The sequence below is a fragment of the Bacillus sp. UNC322MFChir4.1 genome (assembly GCF_000746135.1).
Lineage (GTDB): Bacteria > Bacillota > Bacilli > Bacillales > Bacillaceae_G > Bacillus_A.
Window position 1 is genome coordinate 44,575 of the sequence record NZ_JQKQ01000010.1, and the last position, 21,779, is coordinate 66,353.

At 32.7% G+C, this 21,779-nt stretch carries 22 protein-coding genes; 5 read left to right on the forward strand and 17 right to left on the reverse strand.

Annotation, left to right across the window (positions count from 1 at the left end):
- Window positions 1-8 precede the first annotated feature (8 nt).
- Together BR72_RS03285 and BR72_RS03290 are read right to left on the reverse strand one after the other, a co-directional pair.
- Window positions 9-962 (reverse strand): TRM11 family SAM-dependent methyltransferase, encoded by a 954-nt coding sequence (locus BR72_RS03285; RefSeq protein ID WP_035430079.1) that lies wholly within the window; start codon window positions 960-962, stop codon window positions 9-11.
- A 125-nt stretch (window positions 963-1,087) separates the two neighbouring features.
- The gene (locus BR72_RS03290; RefSeq protein ID WP_035430082.1) at window positions 1,088-1,468 is read right to left on the reverse strand and encodes a nucleotide excision repair endonuclease; all 381 of its coding nucleotides are present in this window, start codon (window positions 1,466-1,468) and stop codon (window positions 1,088-1,090) included.
- Between the two features lie 471 nt (window positions 1,469-1,939).
- Here BR72_RS03290 and BR72_RS03295 point away from each other — a divergent pair, with 471 nt between their 5' ends.
- The 5 genes from BR72_RS03295 to BR72_RS03310 all read left to right on the forward strand — a co-directional run bounded on the left by BR72_RS03295 (window position 1,940) and on the right by BR72_RS03310 (window position 6,193).
- The gene (locus tag BR72_RS03295) at window positions 1,940-2,596 is read left to right on the forward strand and encodes an HAD family hydrolase (protein WP_035430084.1); all 657 of its coding nucleotides are present in this window, start codon (window positions 1,940-1,942) and stop codon (window positions 2,594-2,596) included.
- A gap of 73 nt (window positions 2,597-2,669) precedes the next feature.
- Window positions 2,670-2,807 carry an aminoglycoside 6-adenylyltransferase gene (locus BR72_RS25215; RefSeq protein ID WP_081904766.1) on the forward strand — a complete coding sequence of 46 codons (138 nt, stop codon included), beginning with the start codon at window positions 2,670-2,672 and terminating at the stop codon, window positions 2,805-2,807.
- 39 nt (window positions 2,808-2,846) lie between these two features.
- Window positions 2,847-3,401: an undecaprenyl-diphosphatase gene (locus tag BR72_RS03300; protein ID WP_035430086.1), complete on the forward strand. Its 555-nt coding sequence runs from the start codon at window positions 2,847-2,849 to the stop codon at window positions 3,399-3,401.
- Window positions 3,402-3,557: 156 nt separating this feature from the next.
- On the forward strand, window positions 3,558-4,472 hold the full coding sequence (locus tag BR72_RS03305) for a class I SAM-dependent methyltransferase (protein WP_035430089.1): 915 nt from the start codon (window positions 3,558-3,560) through the stop codon (window positions 4,470-4,472).
- Window positions 4,473-4,711: 239 nt separating this feature from the next.
- Complete coding sequence (locus BR72_RS03310) at window positions 4,712-6,193, forward strand: C69 family dipeptidase (RefSeq protein WP_035430092.1); 1,482 nt, start codon at window positions 4,712-4,714, stop codon at window positions 6,191-6,193.
- Between the two features lie 174 nt (window positions 6,194-6,367).
- Here the strand turns inward: BR72_RS03310 and BR72_RS03315 are convergent, their stop codons facing one another.
- The 15 genes from BR72_RS03315 to BR72_RS03390 form a co-directional block, all read right to left on the reverse strand.
- Window positions 6,368-6,865 (reverse strand): 8-oxo-dGTP diphosphatase, encoded by a 498-nt coding sequence (locus BR72_RS03315; protein ID WP_035430094.1) that lies wholly within the window; start codon window positions 6,863-6,865, stop codon window positions 6,368-6,370.
- Window positions 6,866-6,909: 44 nt separating this feature from the next.
- Entirely contained in the window at window positions 6,910-7,707 is a 798-nt protein-coding gene (locus tag BR72_RS03320; RefSeq protein WP_035430095.1) for an rRNA adenine N-6-methyltransferase family protein, read from the reverse strand.
- A complete protein-coding gene (locus tag BR72_RS24855; protein WP_051957206.1) occupies window positions 7,691-8,368 on the reverse strand; it encodes a nucleoside deaminase in 678 nt (225 codons plus the stop codon). The genes BR72_RS03320 and BR72_RS24855 overlap by 17 nt, the downstream gene beginning before the upstream one ends.
- A gap of 40 nt (window positions 8,369-8,408) precedes the next feature.
- Entirely contained in the window at window positions 8,409-9,200 is a 792-nt protein-coding gene (locus BR72_RS03330) for a phosphotransferase family protein (protein WP_035430098.1), read from the reverse strand.
- A gap of 322 nt (window positions 9,201-9,522) precedes the next feature.
- Window positions 9,523-10,251 (reverse strand): histidine phosphatase family protein, encoded by a 729-nt coding sequence (locus BR72_RS03335; protein ID WP_442852829.1) that lies wholly within the window; start codon window positions 10,249-10,251, stop codon window positions 9,523-9,525.
- A gap of 467 nt (window positions 10,252-10,718) precedes the next feature.
- Complete coding sequence (locus BR72_RS03340; RefSeq protein ID WP_035430100.1) at window positions 10,719-11,456, reverse strand: ABC transporter permease; 738 nt, start codon at window positions 11,454-11,456, stop codon at window positions 10,719-10,721.
- 15 nt (window positions 11,457-11,471) lie between these two features.
- On the reverse strand, window positions 11,472-12,215 hold the full coding sequence (locus BR72_RS03345; RefSeq protein WP_035430103.1) for an ABC transporter permease: 744 nt from the start codon (window positions 12,213-12,215) through the stop codon (window positions 11,472-11,474).
- Window positions 12,212-13,135 (reverse strand): ABC transporter ATP-binding protein, encoded by a 924-nt coding sequence (locus BR72_RS03350; protein WP_035430106.1) that lies wholly within the window; start codon window positions 13,133-13,135, stop codon window positions 12,212-12,214. Before BR72_RS03350 ends, BR72_RS03345 begins: the two co-directional genes overlap by 4 nt.
- Window positions 13,136-13,236: 101 nt before the next feature.
- Window positions 13,237-13,437 carry a hypothetical protein gene (locus BR72_RS03355; RefSeq protein ID WP_035430109.1) on the reverse strand — a complete coding sequence of 67 codons (201 nt, stop codon included), beginning with the start codon at window positions 13,435-13,437 and terminating at the stop codon, window positions 13,237-13,239.
- Window positions 13,438-13,489: 52 nt separating this feature from the next.
- Window positions 13,490-14,122, reverse strand: coding sequence for a hypothetical protein (locus tag BR72_RS03360; protein ID WP_035430415.1), 633 nt, complete (start codon window positions 14,120-14,122; stop codon window positions 13,490-13,492).
- Window positions 14,123-14,477: 355 nt separating this feature from the next.
- Complete coding sequence (locus BR72_RS03365; RefSeq protein ID WP_035430111.1) at window positions 14,478-15,746, reverse strand: helix-turn-helix domain-containing protein; 1,269 nt, start codon at window positions 15,744-15,746, stop codon at window positions 14,478-14,480.
- Between the two features lie 227 nt (window positions 15,747-15,973).
- Window positions 15,974-17,254, reverse strand: coding sequence for a helix-turn-helix domain-containing protein (locus BR72_RS03370; RefSeq protein ID WP_035430113.1), 1,281 nt, complete (start codon window positions 17,252-17,254; stop codon window positions 15,974-15,976).
- A 724-nt stretch (window positions 17,255-17,978) separates the two neighbouring features.
- Entirely contained in the window at window positions 17,979-18,158 is a 180-nt protein-coding gene (locus BR72_RS03380; protein ID WP_035430116.1) for a small acid-soluble spore protein H, read from the reverse strand.
- Between the two features lie 181 nt (window positions 18,159-18,339).
- Window positions 18,340-20,892, reverse strand: a complete 2,553-nt coding sequence (locus BR72_RS03385; protein ID WP_035430118.1) for an ABC transporter permease — start codon at window positions 20,890-20,892, stop codon at window positions 18,340-18,342.
- Entirely contained in the window at window positions 20,883-21,623 is a 741-nt protein-coding gene (locus BR72_RS03390) for an ABC transporter ATP-binding protein (RefSeq protein WP_035430120.1), read from the reverse strand. Before BR72_RS03390 ends, BR72_RS03385 begins: the two co-directional genes overlap by 10 nt.
- Window positions 21,624-21,779: the final 156 nt, after the last annotated feature.

Below are 21,779 nucleotides of genomic sequence, written 5' to 3' on the forward strand. Positions count from 1 at the left end.
TTACTTCCCTATTCACAAACAAGAATTTGCCGAGAAAAGTTTCCTTTTTTTGTTACGCAGCGGTCTGTAATTTCAAATCCAATTTCTTCGATCATGTGATCCATTGTTTCGCTTGTTACAACTACTACTTTTTTTGCAATACGGCGCGCATGTTTTAAAATCGAGAATTGATCTTCTGGTGTTGCGCACGTAAATAGATTGTACGGCATATCGATAATTGCTACATCGTAGTTTGTCTGAATGTCTTCGATAGGTCCTACCGTTACGTCTCCTTCAAAACCAAAATGCGCGATGTTTTCTCTTGATCCGATTACGACAAGCGGGTTAATATCACGGCCAACGATGTCAATGCCCATAGAGAGTGCTTCTACCACTACCGTTCCAATACCACAGCATGGATCGATCGCTTTGACTCCATCAGGATTTGGCACAGCGATATTCGCAACAGCTCTCGCTACACGTGTGCTTAGTGACGTAGAATAGCTGCGTGGTTTTTTCACGTGATGGAACCAAACAGCCTCGCTTTCCATATATGTTCCGAAGTACCAACGTCCGCCAATGATTACAATGCCAAATACACGCTCTGGATGATGCACATCGGCTTCACCTTCAATATGCATGCCGATATCTCGCTCAATAAGGCGGCGTTCTCCGTATTCTACTTTTTTCGATTTATCAAGATCATTAATTTTAACGAAGATGACTTTGAACGTGGATCCAGACAAATCAATCTGTTCGACCTGCTTCAAAATATCTGACAGTTCATCTCCTTCATACATTACGTCAATCCGTTCTTTAATAAACGGGCTTCGGCTCGGATCAATTTTGATTGTGCTTTTCAATATATTAGAGTGCGATTCCGTTCCAAAAAGTGAGCGCATCTCCATATAACATAAAGAACGTTCCTCTTCGCGAAATGCATACGTATATATATACGCCGGTGTTTGGCTATGATTATCCAATCTATTCCCATCCTTTATCATATCAAATTGTTCTTTCTCTCAAATAATATCCGTATCATTGTGCAATGTAATGTTGCAAGCGGTAAAAAAGGACTAATAAGCCGAGGCAAAGTTGTCTTATTTTATTAGTCCTTTTTATGAGCTTTTACTTCTTTAAAGAACACTTTGTCTACATTATATTTCGACTTTTGTTTATTAGCGATATATGTTTCATAAATTTCTCTTTCCATCGCGTTTTCTACAAGACAAACATCAATTTTGATTACTTCATCTCTATGGTCTTTGATTACTGATACAGTATCTTCAAAATGTTTTTTTATTCTTGGTCTTAACTTTCTTGCCTTACCAACAAACATTAGTTCATTCTTGTTGTTATAAAACATAAAGATTCCACCTTTATCTCTAGGAATTAGGTGAAAATCAGTAAACCCATACATATTACTTAGTTCCGGATCTTTCTGTTTCGTAATTGTAATATCGGGTCTAGGCGCTTTAATTGTAATCACGATTGCTCACGTCCTCTTTCTATATAAAGTAAAATGATATCACAGGCTTCAAGTAAAATCTATTGTAGCTTCCCTCTTCATTGTTGGCAGGACCCCTTATAAATCATTGGGGTATGTGAAATTATTATATTGATAATAAAAAAGCTTCCTGTATGGCCATGCCCATCAACTTAAGAATTCAGAATTACCCCAAAACGATAAAAATGAACGGTCTTGTAATAAAAAACAAATCCGTAATACTAGGAGATTCCTTTTCAATGGCTATATTGAGAAATATGTGTATAAAACAGTATTTAAATTTAAGTATGATACGATTATAGCAAGGGTTTTGAGAACATAAAAAAGGAGTACCTCCCAAAATTCTTGTATAATGGTAGTTACGACACAAACCAAACCAAGAAAAGAGGTTGGCTCCCTATGTCTATTATACGACAAGAAAGGCTGTGAAGTTATTTGAGAGGTTATAAAGCAATGCTATTTGATTTAGATGATACCTTACTTAATAGGGATAAGGCAGTAGATAAAATGTTTTTAATTATTTTAGAGAAATGTTATGGAGATGTTAAACATTCAGCGAAAAACAAAATGCTGCAAAAATTCAAAGAATACGATAAAAGAAGCTATGGCGATAGTAATAAAATAATAGTTTTGGAATCATTTTTTGATGAGTTTCCACCAAACTATAGATTGCCACGCAATTACCTTCAAGATTTTTGGAATAGTAATTTCCCTCGTTGTTTTTCTATAAACCAAAATACTATAAATATCGTAAATGCTATAAAGATGCATGTTAAAGTTGCCATTATAACAAACGGATCAACTCAGAGACAAACAGCTAAAATAATTAACACTCATTTAAATAGTTGTTTTGATATAATAATTATTTCTGAAGAAGTGGGATTTAGTAAACCTGACAAACGCATATTTGAATTAGCATTAAATAAGCTTAATGTGCAACCAGAATCTGCATTATTCGTTGGAGATGACATAGAAAAGGATATTGGTGGTTGTCAAAATGCAAATATAAAGGGCATATGGTTCAACCCTCATATGATCAAGAATGATACCGAAATAAAACCATATGCTGAGATCAATTCTTTTGATAGATTATTAAGTTATTTTACATAATAAGTAGAATCAGACGTTGTTCTATTTCACAATATTTTTATAATGAGTAAAAATATTTCGGGTCTAATTGCAAATGTTTGAATTTGCAATTAGACCCGAAATGGATAAAATAGTTTCATGGTGGATTGGGTTTCAACATGATTTCCAAGTATCAGTGGGTAAAATGGGGAAATATTTCAAACAGTATCTTCCTGATGATACTCCAAAATGAACAAAAGCTTAAATATATGTTAGGATGTGTTTTTATTCAATGGTTTTACAGTCTATCGATTATGAAATATTCCAGTGGATCAGCTCGAATGTTTATAAATACCCTTTACTAGATAAAATGATGATTTTTTTCGCTGAGTATGCTCAGTACATTTTAATCGTTACATTATTCGTTTTATGGATTACAAATAAAGAAAATAGAGTGACTGTATTTCAATCTTTATTTGCCTGTTCCTTAGCATTTACTATTAATCGAGTGATTGAATTGTTTTTCTATCGCGATCGACCATTCGTCTCGCATCATATCAACCAATTAGTTGATCACGCTGCAAATTCTTCTTTCCCGAGTGATCATGCTACAGCTGCTTTAGTAATTACAGTAACAATTTGGCTATGTAGTAAAGGAAAATCATTTATGTGGATCATTTTTGGAATGTGTATTGCTTTTTCAAGAATTTGGGTTGGTGTTCATTATCCTTTTGATGTATTGGCAGGGATAATTCTAGGATTATGTACCGCATTACTTGTCCATTATCGAATCATGAAATTGAATCTTATGAACAAAATAACGAAATATCACTTATTCCAAAAATAGAAGCAGTTAAAATATTTCAAATAGACACAATCATAATAGTTGACAAAATAATTTATTTGCGCTATAATTTACTTTTTCGTTTTTAAATTATATAATAGGATTCTCCTGGCCAGGGGAATCCTATTTTTTTGCCCTAAAATGAAGGAGTGTGTTTGCATGAAAAAAAGTGAATCAAGTTTAACTTCATTAATTTCAGCTTTTGGCAGAGCTTATCATAGTCAATTTGATACTCCTAAAATCTTTAATGACTATATAGCTAAAGATTTAATCTCACAAAAAGAATTTAATGACATCAAAGAGAATATGGTTCAAGGCATACATTTCTTCAATGAAAATATCGCGCAAAAGTTTAAGGGGAATGCAGAAGAAATATTAAAATGGATTACACAGGTCCAACTTTCTCCAACACCCTTGGCACGTGCTGCGTATTGTGAAAAAGTATTACTTCATGAAATTATGTTAGGGTTAAAACAATATGTCATACTTGGCGCCGGGTTAGATACTTTTAGTTTCCGACACCCAGAATTAGAAAACAACGTAGAAATATTTGAAATTGACCACCCTGCTACACAGGAATTGAAAAAGAAAAGATTGGATGAGGCTAATTTTAAAATTCCATGTAATCTTCATTTTGTTTCTATGGACTTCACCAAAAAGTTTTCCTATCAAAATCTAATAAATGAAGAGTTCGATAACAAAAAAACTTTTTTTAGTCTTTTAGGTGTTACTTATTATTTAACTAAAGAGGAAATTTCAAGTTTAATAGATCATCTATTCACCAAGGTCCCACCAGGAAGTTCCATAGTTTTTGATTACGCTGACGAAAACTTGTTTAAAGAAAAAGGTATCTCTAATAGAGTTGAAAACATGGTAAAAATGGCTTCAGCAAGCGGAGAACCAATGAAATCATGTTTTTCTTATTTTGAAATTGAGAAAATGTTAGAAAAATCAGGTCTATTGATTTATGAACATGTATCACCGGCTCAAATTAATAAACTTTATTTTGAAAATCGAAACGATTACCTATCAGCTTTTGAAACCATTCATTATCTTCATGCTGTAAAAAGATAAAAAAATTCCAAACCAGATCGAAGGAAAAACAGGATAGACGCCTGGTAACCCTTCGATCTTTTTTATAAAGGAAATAGGAGAAAAGCGAGGGATGAAACTGGATAATTCATTCCTCTGAACATATGATTTCGGACTAACTTTTTTCTATATGAACAATATGTGAAAGCGCTCACAAAATCGTTATATTATGTTAGAATAATGATGAAATAAATCCAGAAATGTTAGAGGAGGAAGGCAAAATGAAGTTACATGGTATCAAAAAAGCATGTGTAGCAGCCGCCGTTACTACCTTAATAGTTGGAGGATTTGCTATTCCCGCAAGCGCTTGTACATCGGTTTTTGCAGGAAAAAAAGCAACCGCAGATGATTCGGTCATGGTTGCACGAAATGAGGACGTATCTAGTGCATGGTCGAAACATGTCAAAGTATTCCCTCGTAAAACACATAAATCAGGGGAAAAACTAAAATTTGTAACTGGACTAACAGTAGATCAACCAAAGGTATCCTATAAGTATATTGCAATACCAGACTGGGATCCTTCAAAAGGGCCTTTTGAAGAAGCAGGGATAAATGAATACGGAGTAGCTATTTCTGCTACAAATAGTGCTTATGCAAATAAAAAAGCAGAAGCATCTGACCCATTTGTGAAAAAAGGTGTTAGCGAATCAGTTATTCCAACCTTGATTTTACCACGTGCTAAAACAGCCCGTGAAGGTGCTGAATTACTCGGACAGTACATTGAAAAGTATGGTTCTGCTGAAGCAAATGGCGTTGCGATCGCAGATAAGAATGAAATTTGGTACTTTGAGGTTGGAACAGGACATCAATGGGTAGCAGAAAGAGTACCTGATAATGCTTATTTAATTGTTGCGAACGGATTAAGAATCGATAATGTGAATCTTTCCGACACGAAAAACTTTATGGGCTCTAAAACATTAATTTCTCATGCAGTTGAAAAAGGCTTAATACCAAACAATGACAAAGATAATAATCAAAAATTTGATTTTGCTGGAACTTACGGTGATATTGGTCAAAAATACAATACACGTAGAGAATGGTGGGGACAAAAGACATTTACTCCATCTATAAACCAAGATGCTGAATTAACACGTTATCCATTATTTATGATTCCGGATCAGAAAATTACGCCAAAACAAGTGATGAAATTCTTGGGCTCTCATTATGAAGGTACTTCATATGATCCTTCTACAAGTACAGGTAAAGATGAGCGTGCTGTTGGTGTAGATCGCACAGTGGAATCCCATGTTATTCAGCTAAGATCTAATATGCCTGCTGATATTGCCAATGTTATGTGGCTTAGCCTAGCAAACCCGGAATATAGTGTTTATTTACCATTCTATCAAGGAATATATGACACACCAACTGCTTTTAAACATGGTAATGACAAATATGATGATCAATCAGCTTACTGGGCTTTTCGTGCACCAGCTGCTTTAGCTGCAACAAACCCAGACACACTTGGGGTAGGTTTGAAAAACTATTGGGGTAAATACGAGGATCAGTTATTTACAAAACAAAGTTCGGTTGAAAACAAGGCTTCGGAGCTTTATAAGGAAGACAAACAAAAAGCAATTAAGTATTTAAATAAATATAGTAATGACACGGCTACAGATGCATTTATAAAAGCAAAACAATTAAGAAATGAATTAATTACGGATATTGCAAAAAAATCAAAAGACGTCTTCAATCCGGATCTATAATCTATAAGAAATGAAGAAACTTCGGGGTCAGTCCTCACAGCTTTTAAATTGCGGGGCTGCCCCTTTTTGATTGATTAATTCAGTCAATTATATAATAAGTCTATTTCCAATATTCACCAATGGACTATCTCCCATCTTAGAAAGACGCTTAGAATGAGAAGTTTTCATAAAGATTTACACTTCATGTAGCAGTGAATGTTTATAATGTTTTTCCACTCTATTTAAAGTAATATCCCGCTCTTTGTCCCATACCGAATGCCACTCAAATGTTCCCGGTTCAAAAAATAACGGAAACCTTTTTTTAAACCAATCTTGCATCGGTAAATTTAATGCATCCTTTATATCCACCCATACTAACTCTCCTTCGGGCGGCTCTTCAAGTAGCTTCCCTTCAAAAGATGTTGCCAAATAATTAAATACCATATATCGTAACTTTGTGTTTGGCTCACAAAATTCGGTGATTCCTTTAAAGATAATATCTTTTACGATTAAACCTGTTTCTTCACGTACTTCTCGGATCGCTCCGTCTACAATACTTTCTGGAAAGTCGACTTTCCCACCAGGAGCAATGTACCCAGGAAAACTTAAACGATCTGGACGATTCATAAGTAAAACTTTGTCCCCATCTTGTACCATACACATCGTTAACATTTTACATTCAAAATTACTCATCAAACATTTCCTCCCTTTTGTAGATTCGTTGTTGAAAATATATTTTAAAATATTTCTTTTTTTCTTGCTAAATACAACGCAACAAACTGTGGTTTTTCAATTTTCCCACCATGATTTTCAATTACGTTATGAATACTATAAAACAATTTCTCTTTTACCTCTTTTGAAAGCAAACGATGGGCAGATTGCGTATGTAATAATGCAATGTATTCATCACTCGTATAGGTATCAGTCCAATTATAAGTTTTTACAACTAAATCTTGGAACAAATCATGCTGCATTGTAAGAGTTTTTCTTTCTTCAATTAATTCTTCTGGAGTTGGTAATTGATTTGGATGTAAATGCGGTGCATACTCTTCATAGCAATCGCCAATCTCTCGAAAAATATCAGTATTTGGTTGTATATGATATGTCCAAAAGAAGGCCATTGTCCCATGTTTGCGCAGTAAATTCGCTACTTTCGGATAGCCAATTTCAGGCTTAATAAAATGAAACGCTGTTGCTGAAACAGCAAGTGAGTATAAATCATCCTGCTGATTCCAAGTTTCAAAATTCCCTTGATACACGTGTATACCATTCTCATTTTGAAATTTAGAAGCTGTAAATTGAGCTAATCGTTCTCCTAGCTCAATACAATCAATCTGCTTATATCCAAATCCAACGAGTCCTTCCGTTGCTTTACCCGTACCGCAACCAATTTCAAGAATTTGATCTTCCTTTTCAATATTTGCATACGTGAACAAATCTTGAAAAAGTTCCTTTGGATATGTCGGTCTTATTTTCTCGTATTCTTCGGCAATATCATCAAAAGTATATTTTCTTTCCTCAAAATTTACATCCATTCTTTTCTTCCACCTCTTCTATAAAAATTTCTACTTCACTTATAATTTCATCTACAATAATTGAAATATCTTTCTTTTCTTGTTTCGCTTGTACTAGCTTATTTGACTCATGCCATTTTCGACCTATAGCCATACCAATCGGACAATCTTGCTCCCATGTTTGTAGTAATCGGTCGACAGCATGTCCTCTTCGCAATACAAAATCTGTCTTCAAAACAAATTGTACGATTTCAAGTTCTTTATGCGGACCTGAAACCTTCATATTTTTCCCTTGTAAATAAGCATTTCCGGCTTTCAAATTGGTTGCTCCGACCAGCTTATCTCTCGCAGCATAGTGAATATTTGTGATTCCAGACATGACAATAGCACCAAAACATAAAGGGCACGGTTCCATCGTAGAATACAGTTCATATTCCTTGCGCGTTGCGTTTGTTTCTAAATTATTTATTTTTAATATTGCATTAATTTCTGCATGAGCAATTTTGTTATTACATATTTCATTTGGCAGCGCTTCCGTCTCGTAAACTGTATTTCTACCTTTTGAAATGATATTCCCACTTTCATCTACAATTACAGCACCAATGGGAAATGAACCGTTACAATACGATAACCAAGCTTGGTTGAAACATTCTTTCCATGGTTCAGATAATGTATTCCACATATCAGATTGTGCTCTCCCTTTATAAATTTTTAATTGAGGTTTAAAGAAGAGAAATGACTTGCTTATACAAATCGTCTTTCTCCTCTTCAGGTATTCCTTCTATTAATCTTGCTGCCATAATAGGTAAAAACCATGATTCTATGTCTTTCCACGTACCTTTTGATAAAGTTAAATACTCATTTACGTACTCCTCACAAAATGCATGGCGCAGCGCTATAATACCTTGTTTCACTGATTCTGGTATACTTGCCGGTAGATAGGCATGTTTTAAAATAATAACCGTACGTGCTACATCGGCAAATGGATTACCGAAGCCTGCTGTCATCCAATCGATCACAACTGGTCCCCGCTCTGAGATTAAAATATTATCAGGATGAAAATCCATATGACACACTGCTTGATTCGTTGGTAATGCTTCCATATAAGTTGCGATGTTTTCTTTTTGCTCTGACGTAAAACGATCACAATGATTTATATGCGAAATTAAAGTTTCACGAATATCCGAAAATGCATTAGATTTCTGGCTATGAATTTGAAAATGAAACTCAGCAAACCTTTTTGCTTCTTTCTTTACATTCATCGGATTTTTAGCTAATTGCTCGGTTAAAGTCACGCCATCAATTTTCTCATAAATAATCCCCGTTCTATCTTGATAAGAGATCTTATCCCCTACTTTAGGCGCGGGTAATCCAAGGTTTTGGACTTCTTTACTTGCAAAAAATTCCTTTTCAATAAGCGATTCCTGAATGTGGTTATGAAATAGTTTTACAATTTCTTTGTCATTCCATAAATAAATCTCTGCAGTAATTCCTGCCCCCATTTTTTCTTTCATTGATTCGTCCTACTTTCATTAATTTGTTATACATCTTCTATTTATTTCCTTTTCGCGGACTACTTTTCCTTCTTTATTCGACAAAATTCACACAATAAAGGCGGATGTCTTGTTAGAAATCCACCTTTTTCTGATTCTATTACTTTTTATATAAATTCATTTTAATCTTTCAACATATAAATCACTGCTATGCAGAAGAAAATATGGCAACAACTATTGTTTGAAAATTTGCGTGTGGTAGAAAAAATCCCAAACCGGTTCTACGCACAGCCAGATGCTCTTGCCCATCTAAAAGAAAAGAAGTTTTTATGTCTATTACATATTATACTTTTGCACTTTCCTTCCCCTTCTCAACATAACTCATATCCCCAACGGATTCGATTGTATACTTCCCATCTTTATAGATAATTTTAGTTACACTTGCATTTTCTAGTCCAAGTATTATTTTACTACTATCAATCATGTCTACTAATGATGTGATTGTAATTCCATGAGAAACTACTAAAACGTTCCCTCCACCATTTTGGGCAGTCTCTTCACTAATGTTATCAAGTTCTCTTTTTATTCGGGTAGAAAATGTTTTCCAATCTTCAGCTTGTTTTGTATCGTCTGCCTGTACAATGAAATTCACAATTTCTTCAATAGAGAACCTCATTAATTCTTCTGCTGATTTCACGTCAGCAGTAATCCCAATCATTTTTTGCATATTTTCATTCTTATCGCCTTCAAAAATCCCAAAATTTAATTCTCGCAAATCTTTCCTTTGTTGTAGATTTATCGTTGATTGTTCGTTACATTTTAATACCAAATTAGCAGTTTCAATAGCACGACCACTATCACTACTATATGCATCAACAAAATGAATATCTTTTAAGCCTTTCCCTAAATTTTTAGCTACCTCAACACCAGTTTCTACTAATGGAGAGTCTGCCCAGCCTTGCACACGCTCATTAGCATTTAACATTGTTTTACCATGTCTAGTAATATATAACGTAACTATATTATCTTTGTTTTCATTTAATGTACTACTGCCTTTTTCCATCACGTTCATGAATTTCTCTCCTTCAGAATATAATCTACCTAATTTAATTATCGGATTTAGTGAACACGTATAAATAAACCTAAGCTTCTTCTTTAATCGAGTTCTATATTGCTTGAGAAGTTTTATTATCAATACCGTCATGCTCTCACTTACGATTATATCATTCTTCGATATATTGAAATAGTGATAGGTTTGCTATTGCGTATATATTACTTCTCCTTTCAAGGATGATGAGATGATGAGATTGTTAACTTAAAATAAAGTGAAATTTCCATCCGTATTTTTTTCATCTCTCTTCCAAATCGGGCTATTTCTAGTTTACCGCCTTATAATCTAATATCTCTTGTGACATACTCGCAACAAGAGATATTAATCACTAAATTCCATATATCATATTGATCTTCAAATGATTGTCCTTATCACTGAAAAAACTCCAGATAAACAATAAAGAGTCCATCATACTAGATGAACTCTTTTTATACTGTCTTTCTCAATGATTTTAAATAACGTGTTGTAATTAAAATCATACCAATGGTAAATGCAACTATTGCTACCAAAAATATAGCAATAGATAATATACCTTGATCAACTAATTCTATAGACTTGAATGGTAAAGACCATAAATGTCCAAATCCCCACTTTTCTTCTGAAAAAAGAAATAAACCGATTAAAGACAGGATTATATTAACAAATGTAAAAGTGATAGATGTTTTTATAAATAAGAATAATAGGAGTTGCACTATTATAAGAGGAAATGTCGCAACAACAGAAATTAAAAATACTTTAATCATAAATTCTAAAGGAAATGGATCTGTAAAATCAAAATACATTCCTGATACATACAAGCTCATTAAAACTATTAAGTGTATTGCAGAAAATAATAACACACTAGATACAAATTTCGATAAAACAATTTTAAAATTAGTATTTGGAGATAGATGCATTATTTTCCAATTGGTTTTGTTTTCAAACTGACACAAGAAGGCTGTTACCATCCCTGAAATGACAGGGAGAAAAAAACCAACATAGAAAAAAGATATAAACATCCATACGCCCATCCATGAATTATCCAAACCGTGGTTATACTCTCCTACCACGAATTTAGTATACATAATCATTGAATATATAATCGGACAAAGTGCTAAGATGAAAAATGTAATTTGTTGAGGGTGTTTTCTTATTTTTATCCAATCGGAATAAATTAAATTTATCATTTGAGATCTCCTTTGTTAGTTTTTATTATTCATTTTAATAAATAAGATGTATCCAATTCCTAAAATAAGAATAGTAATAGGAATTCCTGCTAGCATGTACCATTTATCGTATGACCATAATGTATTAAAAACATCTAGATTATTCACATAATTGATTGGAAAATATAATATTTGATATGAAATAGGAAACCACCAAAGCTTAGTTGAGCTTAATATATCGCCGAAAAGATACGAAACTAGAGCTAGTGCAACAATCACTGATTGATTCGATAAATTAATGGATATAATGAACGCCAAAGCGCAAAATGGAATGCTAATAAGAAATGGATATAACGTAAAAACAAACACATGCTGCATTGAAACCATATCTAAAGAAATACCTAAACATGGAAGTAACAACACTGTACAAATCATATGTATTACGGTTGTAATAATAAGAGCAACCATAACAACAAGGAATTTATTTACATACACACTAAATTTCTGTACTGGATACGTAAATGTTCTTTTCCACGTAGAATTTTTATATTCGACATTGTTTACACTAGCTATAATAAACACAATAAAAAAGTTTAAGATGTATTTTAAAAGTTGCAAATTTATACCGAATATAGTTTCTAATTTAATAGTATGAGAATGACTATAGTAATTTAATCCAACAAATTCACCTAATGCAAGTATAATAGGTCCTAAGATAACCAAAAACCCAAAATGACTTTTTCTATATTTTATATACTCAGTGGCTAATACATTTCTCATACACTTACAGCACCTTGTTCTACAATATCTAAATATGCTTCCTCTAAATTCTGCTTTTTAGTTTGGAAAGATTGAATAAAAATTTGATTCGTTACTAATAGTTGTTGAATATTATTCAGTGATTTTTCATCATAATATTCAATACTAAAGATGTTGTTATTTACATTGAATGTGTAATTGGATTGTTTAAGTAATTTATCAGTAAGAGTTATATTATTAACACTAACTTCAACAATATTTAATGATTGTTTATTTTGTAGAGAAGATAATAAACCTTGGTACTTTATTTCTCCATGATGAATAATCCCGATATGATCAGCCATTTGTTCCACTTCACTTAAAATATGACTTGAAAGGATTATAGTAGAATTAAACATTTTGGGCGCTTTTTTTATTAATTCTTTCACTTCATAAACTCCCTGTGGATCTAAGCCATTAGTAGGCTCATCTAATATTAATAATTCAGGGTTATTTATGAACGCAGCAGCTAATCCTAAACGTTGTTTCATACCAAGAGAATATTTTTTAAAAGCACGATTTCGATCCTCATATAGTTTAAATAAATTCAAAAGTTCTTTTATATGTTCTTTATCATGAACATTTTTCAGTTTAGAAGCAATTAATAAGTTTTCGTATCCGGATAAATGCTCGTAAAAGGTTGGAGCTTCAATTAATGAACCTGTTTTAGATAAGATTTCTATTCTATTCTTTTGTATATCCATTCCCAATATTTCTACAGTTCCCTCATCAGATTCTATTAATCCTAAAATGATTTTAAAAAATGTAGATTTACCAGCTCCATTCGGGCCTAATAATCCAAATATTTCACCCTTTTTTATATTTAAATCAATGCCTTTTAAAACATGTTTGTCTTTATATTTTTTATGCAGACCTTTAATGTTTAAAACCTGGTTATTCATAATATCAACCACCTGACGTTAGAGTTTAAAATCCATTATCTGATTGAATTTATATTTGTAGGAATAAGCATTTGAGAAATAGATCTCAAATGCTTGTTAAATTATTTACCACTATTTTTTCTTTCAGGAATAAAACTAGAAAGGAAAATTGCAACAATTAATGCAAGACTCAAGTTTTCAGTATTATCAATCACTAAACCGTTTTTCCATTGATATATAAAGGATATCAATATTATAAGTATAGCGATTCCAGCCGTATATCTTACTACTTTTTGCTTAGTTCTCGTTTCTTTTGTGTTCATATGTATCCCTCTTTCTTATTTATTAGGTAAAGTTTGCAGCATTGTTATTCCTTTAATGGAATGCTGTCTGTTTAATCCATTGTAAGACTATTAAAGGCATTACGATTTTTTTGAAATCAAATGACAACTGAACTTGTTCTTCTAATTCTCCGTGTATATGCAAATTCTTTTGTAAAGCTAACATACACTCTGTAGTTTGCTCTTTTAACCTTTGATACATAAATTCTTTTGAATGCTGGATACTTTCGTTTTGGTTTATCATATATCCGATAGCTATTGGTCCTTTTTGTTTACCTATTTTCGCTCTCAATTCTTGAATATTTATATCCTTTAAATGAACAAAATAATCATTATAAAAATCAATTGAATAAGCACCTGATGTCGATATACCAGTTACAATATTCGGTTGAAAAACTAATAGAATAGGTACTAAAGCTGTAAATGTTTGATTGTGAAATGATTCATATAGAATTTGAGCTAACGTATTCATATGAATCAATGGTTTAACTAGACTAACTATTTCTTTTTGTGATGCTTGTTTATTCAATGGGTGTTTATAAACATGATATGGCAACACTTCACATTCATTTGAACAGATTTTTAAATATTGATTATTTTCCTTACGCTGATTCAAATGATAGTTTATATTGTCCATCATATTTGCAGAACGTTTTGTCTCTAGTATCAGAATAACCACACCTCCTTGCTGTTTGACTTTCTGTACTTAAAATATACTTGTTAATTTATGTTAATAACAATTAGTAAAATTCCATTAAAATTTAGGCGAATAATCACTCGTTTTAAACTTGTTATTTTACTTATTTTAAAATAGTAGGAATCAATTAATTTCTAATCTATATAAATACAAATTAAAAAATCAACATAGAACCTTCTTTATTTTGAGTCGGGCGAGAGCATCTGGCTATGTATAGAAGTGGTTAGGGGCCTTGTCTGCCACATGCAAAGTTTAAAATAAAGGAGAATGCAAGGAAGCGGTTTTGCGTAGACGAATACATAAAAAATCCCACTTAAAGCGTGGCTTAAGTGGGAGAGAGTTGACTCAATATTTTAAGGTATTTTGCTGACATTTTATATGCACGATTATCATAAAAATAGTTTCCTAGTTCAGTAGCGAGTTCGCGAACTAAAGGATATTGTTTCTTTTCTAGGCCCATTTCAATTGCTTTTTGCATATTTTTCTCGTATCCATAATAATCTCCTCTTAGTTTAGATACTTTTCCTCTAAGTCCAAGGATATTAACATACGCGTGTGGCATATCAGCAATTGATAAAATTTCTAATGCATCATCCATCAGTTTATTAACAGTTTTCCAGTCTTTAGATTCTATATAAATCTCTATTAGGCTCCTTAATGCATATATTTTTTGAGCTTGATCTGGATAGAGGTTGCTAGTCTGTAAACTTTTTTCATAATATTTAATGGAGTTAGTATAATCTTTTAATCCTTGATAAATTTTTCCGTAATTATATGCAATCAAAGGTAAATACATAGGGCTATTGCTAGCCTCTGCTTTAGTTTCCGCTTGTTTTAAGGATTCAAGAGCTTTCTCGGATAGATTATCTTTTTGATATTGTAGTGCAATGATTATGAGAATGTTTATTAGTTGATTTTCTATATTTAATTTTTCATACAATCTGTACGCTTTTTTAGCATACAAGCGACTAATGCTTTGATCCTTATAAAGACTTTGGCTTGATAGACTTAGGTTATAATATATATCAGCGTGCTGCTTAGTTTCTTCTAGACCAAGTAAGCTCTCTGTCTTCATAGTAATTTCATGTGCAGCCATATAGTCTTGTTTATTATAAAAATAATGACTTCGAGCCATTAAATAATATATAAAATCTTCGGTATATTGAGGATTCACTTGATTTGGAATGACTTGTGAAGCCTCATTTACAATTGGTGCTACATGTAATAAGTTATTATTTCGAGAATGATAGTATATTAAAACACCATAAGCCTTTAATAATAAAAGAATAGGGTCTATATCACGCACATACAGTTCTAAGAAAGATACGTCTTTTTCATTAATCACATTATCGTTTTTATACCTATTACATATTTCAAGAATCTTAGGTTCCATATCGTCATTATTTCCATCGACAAGAAAATTGTATTCAACATCTAGCTTTTCAGCAATCTTTTCTAAAAAAGAAGTTGAAGGCTTAATCTGTCCATTTTCAATTCTACTTAAATAAGTTATAGAGCAGATCCCGGATACTAGTTCTCCTTGCGTAAATTCTTTATGTATACGTATTTGTCGAATACGTTCACCAATGTTCATATCTCCATCCCCTCCTTTGAATGGCCTGCTTTGATTATTTTAGGAGCAATATTATAAAATATTTTGTGTAAATGATTAAAGACGCAAAAAGGGAAGCCCTTTGCTTAATAGAACTGGGTTATATACAAAATCCACAGAAAAGAGGCCCTCCTATGAAGCCGCTTACATCAAAAATCATCGAAGCACTAGTCTAAAAACAAGATATTACAAAGGGTTCGTATATTTGACTATAGAGCTATTGAATCTACCGAATTTTCAATGGCTATTTTCAAATATTTTGCTGACATTTTATAAGCACGATTATCATAAAAATAGTTTCCTAGTTCAGTAGCGAGTTCATGAACTAAAGGATATTGTTTTTTTTCTAAGCCCATTTCAATTGCTTTTTGCATATTTTTCTCGTATCCATAATAATCTCCTCTAAATTTGGATATCTTCCCCTTAAATCCGTATAGTTGAACATGAGCGAAAGGTACATCAGAAATTGTTAAAAAATGAAATGCCTCATCCATAAATGTATTAACAGTTTTCCAATTTTTAAGTTCTATATGAATCTCTATTAAGCCTCGTAACATGTATATCTTTTGGTTTTTTTGAAAGAGAAACTCACTCAGTTGCAAACTTTCTTCATAGTATTTAATAGCATTAGTATAGTCTTTCAAGCCTTGATAAATTTTTCCGTAGTTATATGAAATTATAGGTAAATACATAGAATTATAATTATTTTTCACTCCAAGTTCTGCCTGCTGTAAGGTTTCGAGAGCTTTGTCATATAATTCATCTAACTGATACAGTATTACAAGCATTAAAAGAGTATCTATTACTTTATGCTCTATATTAAATTTTTTGTACAATCTGTATGCTTTTTTAGCATACAATCGGCCAATACTTTTATCTTTATAAAGCCCTTTATTTACGTGACATAGATTATAATATATATCAGCGTGCTGCTCAGTTTCTTCTTGGCCAAGTAGGCTCTCTACCTTCACATAAATTTCATGTGCAGCCATATTGTCTTGTTTATTATAAAAATAATGACCTCTAGCCCTTAAATAATATATATACTCTTCAGTATACTTAGGGTCTACTTGATTTGGAATGACTTGCGAAGCCTGATTTATAATTGGTGCTACGTGTAATAAGTTATCATTTCGAGAATGATAGTATATTAAAACACCATAAGCCTTTAATAATAAAAGTATAGAGTCTATATCACGCACATACAGTTCTAAGAAAGATAAGTCTTTCTCGCTTATCACCTTATCGTTTTTATACCTATTACATATTTCAATAATCTTAGGTTCCATATCGTCATTATTTCCATCGACAAGAAAATTGCAATCAACATCTAGCCTTTTTGCGATCTTTTCTAAAAAGGAAGCTGAAGGTTTAATTTGTCCATTTTCAATTCTACTTAAATAAGTTATAGAGCAGATCCCGGATACTAGTTCTCCTTGCGTAAATTCTTTATGTATACGTATTTGTCGAATACGTTCACCAATGTTCATATCTTCATCCCTTTCTTTGAAATTATTTTAGGGCGATATTATAAAAATAAAACCAACATTATCTATCATAATATTTGTATTGTTTTATATGTGGGCAATAAAAAACATTGTATATTTCCTTATATATATCAATACAACACAACTGTAACTAATTACTTTAATTATTAATAATTTATTTGGATGCATATGGAATTTGTATGCCTGATTTACTAAATCCGTTATCCTCTCTCTGCTACTTACATTACTATATTATACCAATTATCTGATGCTCACGCCTAACATAATTCACTTTTCGATATGATTCAGTTCAGCGGATCAACTACTTGCATGTCGAATATCATCGAAAGATATTTATAGCGTGTCGAATCGCCGATATATTTTAAAGAGCGGTCGATATATCGTGAAAAGCGCCGATATATTGCAAAGAACGGTCGATAACGGAAATAAAAAGAATGAAATCCTGCATAATCTCAATACTGGATTTCGCTCAATCTTTTCTATATATAATCAGAATGGATTCTAAAGCTATTGAAATTTTTCCTACAGCTGTTTTTATCCCGCATGAACGTGCAGTAAGACCCACCTCATGATGAAAAGAGAAGCGAGGAAGATACGTGGAGGATAACTGCTCATAAAAGCCAGATTGGGCTGGCATTCCATCAGTGAGGAATGCAATTAACTCCACTGATGGAAGTTTCACTTTAATAAGAAAACATGTAAGCAATTAATACTCCACTAAGCTGGATACAGGAACTTCTTGTTCATTATTTGGTTCATTAAGAGGGTAAATTCTAGCTGTTTCGTTCGTTTCATCTACATTTTGAATATAGATTTGCATTCCGTTGTAAGTTACATTCGCCATAACCGGTGAAGCGGCAATCTCTTGTGCACGTTGTTTATTCATGATGATAAACCTCCCTTTTCGTTTAACAATAATAATATGGGCTGCCGCTCCCTTAAATATTCTGGTGAATTCACATTAAGTAAACAAGAAGAGAACTTGAAAAGTATAGTTGCTTAATGAACAGAAAAAACGTAGTTTGATTTTTTTCATCAAACTACGTTTTTTCATTCGATTTATAGGTCTATTTACTTTGTAATAGATGAATTGGTTTAGCTGATAACGATTGTTTTGCTGCGATCCAAACAACAATTGCTGTTGTGATTACAGATAACAAGATGCCCAAAATAGACCAAGTTATATTAATTTTCATTGGCATTTGGAATAAGAATCGTAAAACAACACCAGAAAAAGCTAAAGCAACTCCAGCCCCAACGAATCCAGCTGACAAGGAAATAATCGTATTTTCTAATAAAATGGACTTCATTAAATTACCCGAAGACATACCAACTGTCTTCATAATCGCTACATCCCGAGTTTGTTGTAGTAAGCGAATGACCACTTGATTTCCAATTGTCAAAACAGCGGTTAAAAATGCTAATGACGCTACGATAGAAAAGAACGTACTTTGCATTTTAATGATATATTGTAGACTATCGATTGCTGTAGCGGAAATAGAGTAAGCCATTGCTGAATTAGGAAGTTTATTGTTTAACTCTGCTAGAATCGTATTCGTTTGTTTTGGATCACTATCTAATGAATAGGTAATGCGATTTGGCTTTCCATATGTAGCTAATGTTTTTGTTGGAATACGAATACCTACCGTTTTTACAATACCGGATTTAAAGAAACCGACAATTTCACAATTCACTAATTCGTTTCCTATTTGAATATCAACTGTATCACCTGTTTTTACCCCCAGCTTTTTATAACTATCCAACAGGATTGCTTTTTTCCCTCCTGCATCAGCCGATGTTAAATCGCGCCCTTCAGATATGGTATATGCTTTGGAAGTATGATCTGTATCTATGCCTTCTACTGAAATTTTAGTTGAACTAAAAAATTTATCTTCTTTTACTTTTTGAGAAAATTTAGTTACGGCTTCTTCACCGTTAATATTTTGAAATCTTCCATCTAGTTGGTAACCTTTTTTCCATACCTTAATTTCCTTCATCGATTGAATTTGTTTTTCTACTTTTTCTTCATCATTAACTGAACTTGTAATAAGGAGATTTCCCATTGCCTCTTTTTCTAATTGCCCTTGAACAGATTCAATTAAATTATCAGCAAATATGTGGCTAGAAACTACAGAAACGACGCCTATCGTTAAAGTAACTGCTAATAATCCATTTCTTTTATTGGTAGTAGCTATATTGTGTAAGGCAAGAAAAAGACTTTGTGGCACCCAGTTTTTCATAGCTCCAATCATTCGGAATAATAAAGTGTATATAAACCCAATCAAACGAACGAAAGCAACAATACATAACAAAACTCCTGTTGTAAGCAGAAAAGCAAGGAGCCACTTAAACATCACACTACCATTTGTATTGGCTGTAAATGCTATTTTGTGAACATAAACTGAAAGAATACTACAAACTAATATAAATAGTTGAAGTTTTTTTCTAAAAGGTAACGAATAATTTACACTCGTATTCTCTGTATCTCGTAACATTTGAAGAGGTGACACGCGCATTCCACTTTTTACTGGTATCCATGATGCTAAAAGCGTCACGAGAAATCCTACGATGATTGCAGTACCAACAACAGACCATGACATTCCCCATGTAAGAGGTAGTGAAAGTACACTTGATAAATAAGAAGTGAGCCAAACACTAGCTAATAACCCAATTGCAATACCACCAATTGTACCGAGGATTGCAAGCCAGAATGCTTCTAGCAAGAAATATCGTACGATAGATCGCGTTTTCATTCCTACCGATTTCATGACAGTGATATCATGGGTGCGCGAGGCAATGATTACTTTCATTGTATTTGAAGTTGTGATTGCTGCGATTCCAAGGGCTAATATGCTAAATAATTGAAGAAATGGCAGTAACATATGCAAATCTTTTTGTTTTTCTAATTCTTTATCACGAATATCGATTACATTGCTTTGCGGTAATTGTTCTTGTACTTTACTTTTAATTGCAGATACGTTACCTTTATCATTCAATATAATTAAAGCTTCATTAATTGTATTTTCCGGTACATTTAAGAGCTTTTGTGCTTGATTTAAATGTAAATAAGCAGTTCCGAAGATAGAAGCATCGCCGTAAGATTCTTGAACACCTTCAACGAAACCAAGAATCTTATAAGAAGACATTTCTCCAGTAGAACGATTCGGAATCTCTACTTTATCTCCGATTTTCACTTGTAAACGATCTGCAGTACTCTTTGATAAAAGCACTTCATTTTCTTGTAAATTACGAACATTAGGAAACTGTGTTTCTCCATACAATGGGTATTGCTTTGGTTCTATTCCCTTTATTATTAAGCTTGTTGTTTTTTTATCAGACTTTACCATACTCTGCCTTAATAAAGAGGTTGTAAGTGCTTTTTGCTCTTCTTTAGGAACAGAAGAGATTAATGTATCACGGTTAACAGGGTTTAAATAGGATTGAATCGCTACGTCTCCTCCTAAAAGAATTTTAGAGGATTCGTGAATAGAACGAGGAACTAATTCTACTAACATTGACATTGAGAAAAAGCTAGCTACTCCAATTACAATACTGAACACTGTAAAGAGAGTTCTCAAACGATTTCGTATTAAACTACGTAATGCTGATTTTAGTAACATGATGTTGTTTCACCTTCTTTTGGAGTCGTATGCTTACTAACGTTATCTTGAATTAATAGTCCATCTTCTATTTGTAAAATCCGATCTGAAAGTTTTGCAACATAAGAATCATGTGTAGCAATAATAAAAGTCATGTTGAATTGATCACGTAGTTGAAAGATTAAATCCAATATTGTTTGTCCCGTTTTCGTATCTAAATTACCAGTAGGTTCATCTGCAATAACAATAGCAGGGTTGTTTACTAATGCTCTGGCAATTGCAACGCGCTGCTGCTGACCTCCTGATAGCTGACTCGGTAAATGATGATAACGTTCTTTCATCCCAACAAGATCAAGCATCTCTCTTGCCTTTTGTATCATTTCCTTTCGATCCTTTATCCCAGCGCACATAAGTGCCATCATTACATTTTCCTCGGCTGTCATTGTTGTTACTAAATTATAGGATTGAAAAACAAAACCAATTTTTTTCGCACGAAAATCTGCTAAATTTTCTTCAGACATGGCCGTAATATCTTCTTTTTCAATCAATATATGCCCTTCGCTAGCACTATCTAAAGAACCTAGTAAACCAAGCAATGTAGATTTTCCACTTCCACTAGGCCCTATAATACTAACCACTTCTCCGCGATAAATTTGTGTATCAATTCCTTTTAAAATAGGAATGATTCCTGCTTCTGTTTCATAATGTTTCTTTAGTCCCTGTGCTTGAAGAATAGGTTGTTTGGCTACCATACTTTTTTCCTCCATACTTTTTTTATTTCAACAAAAAGACAAATATATTTCTAATGAAAATAATTTTCTAACATTATCTTCTCAAGCTTACATCCAGCATAAAAACGCTGTTAAAATTCCATTTACCCCCTTCTTTAACAATATTTATAACCGATA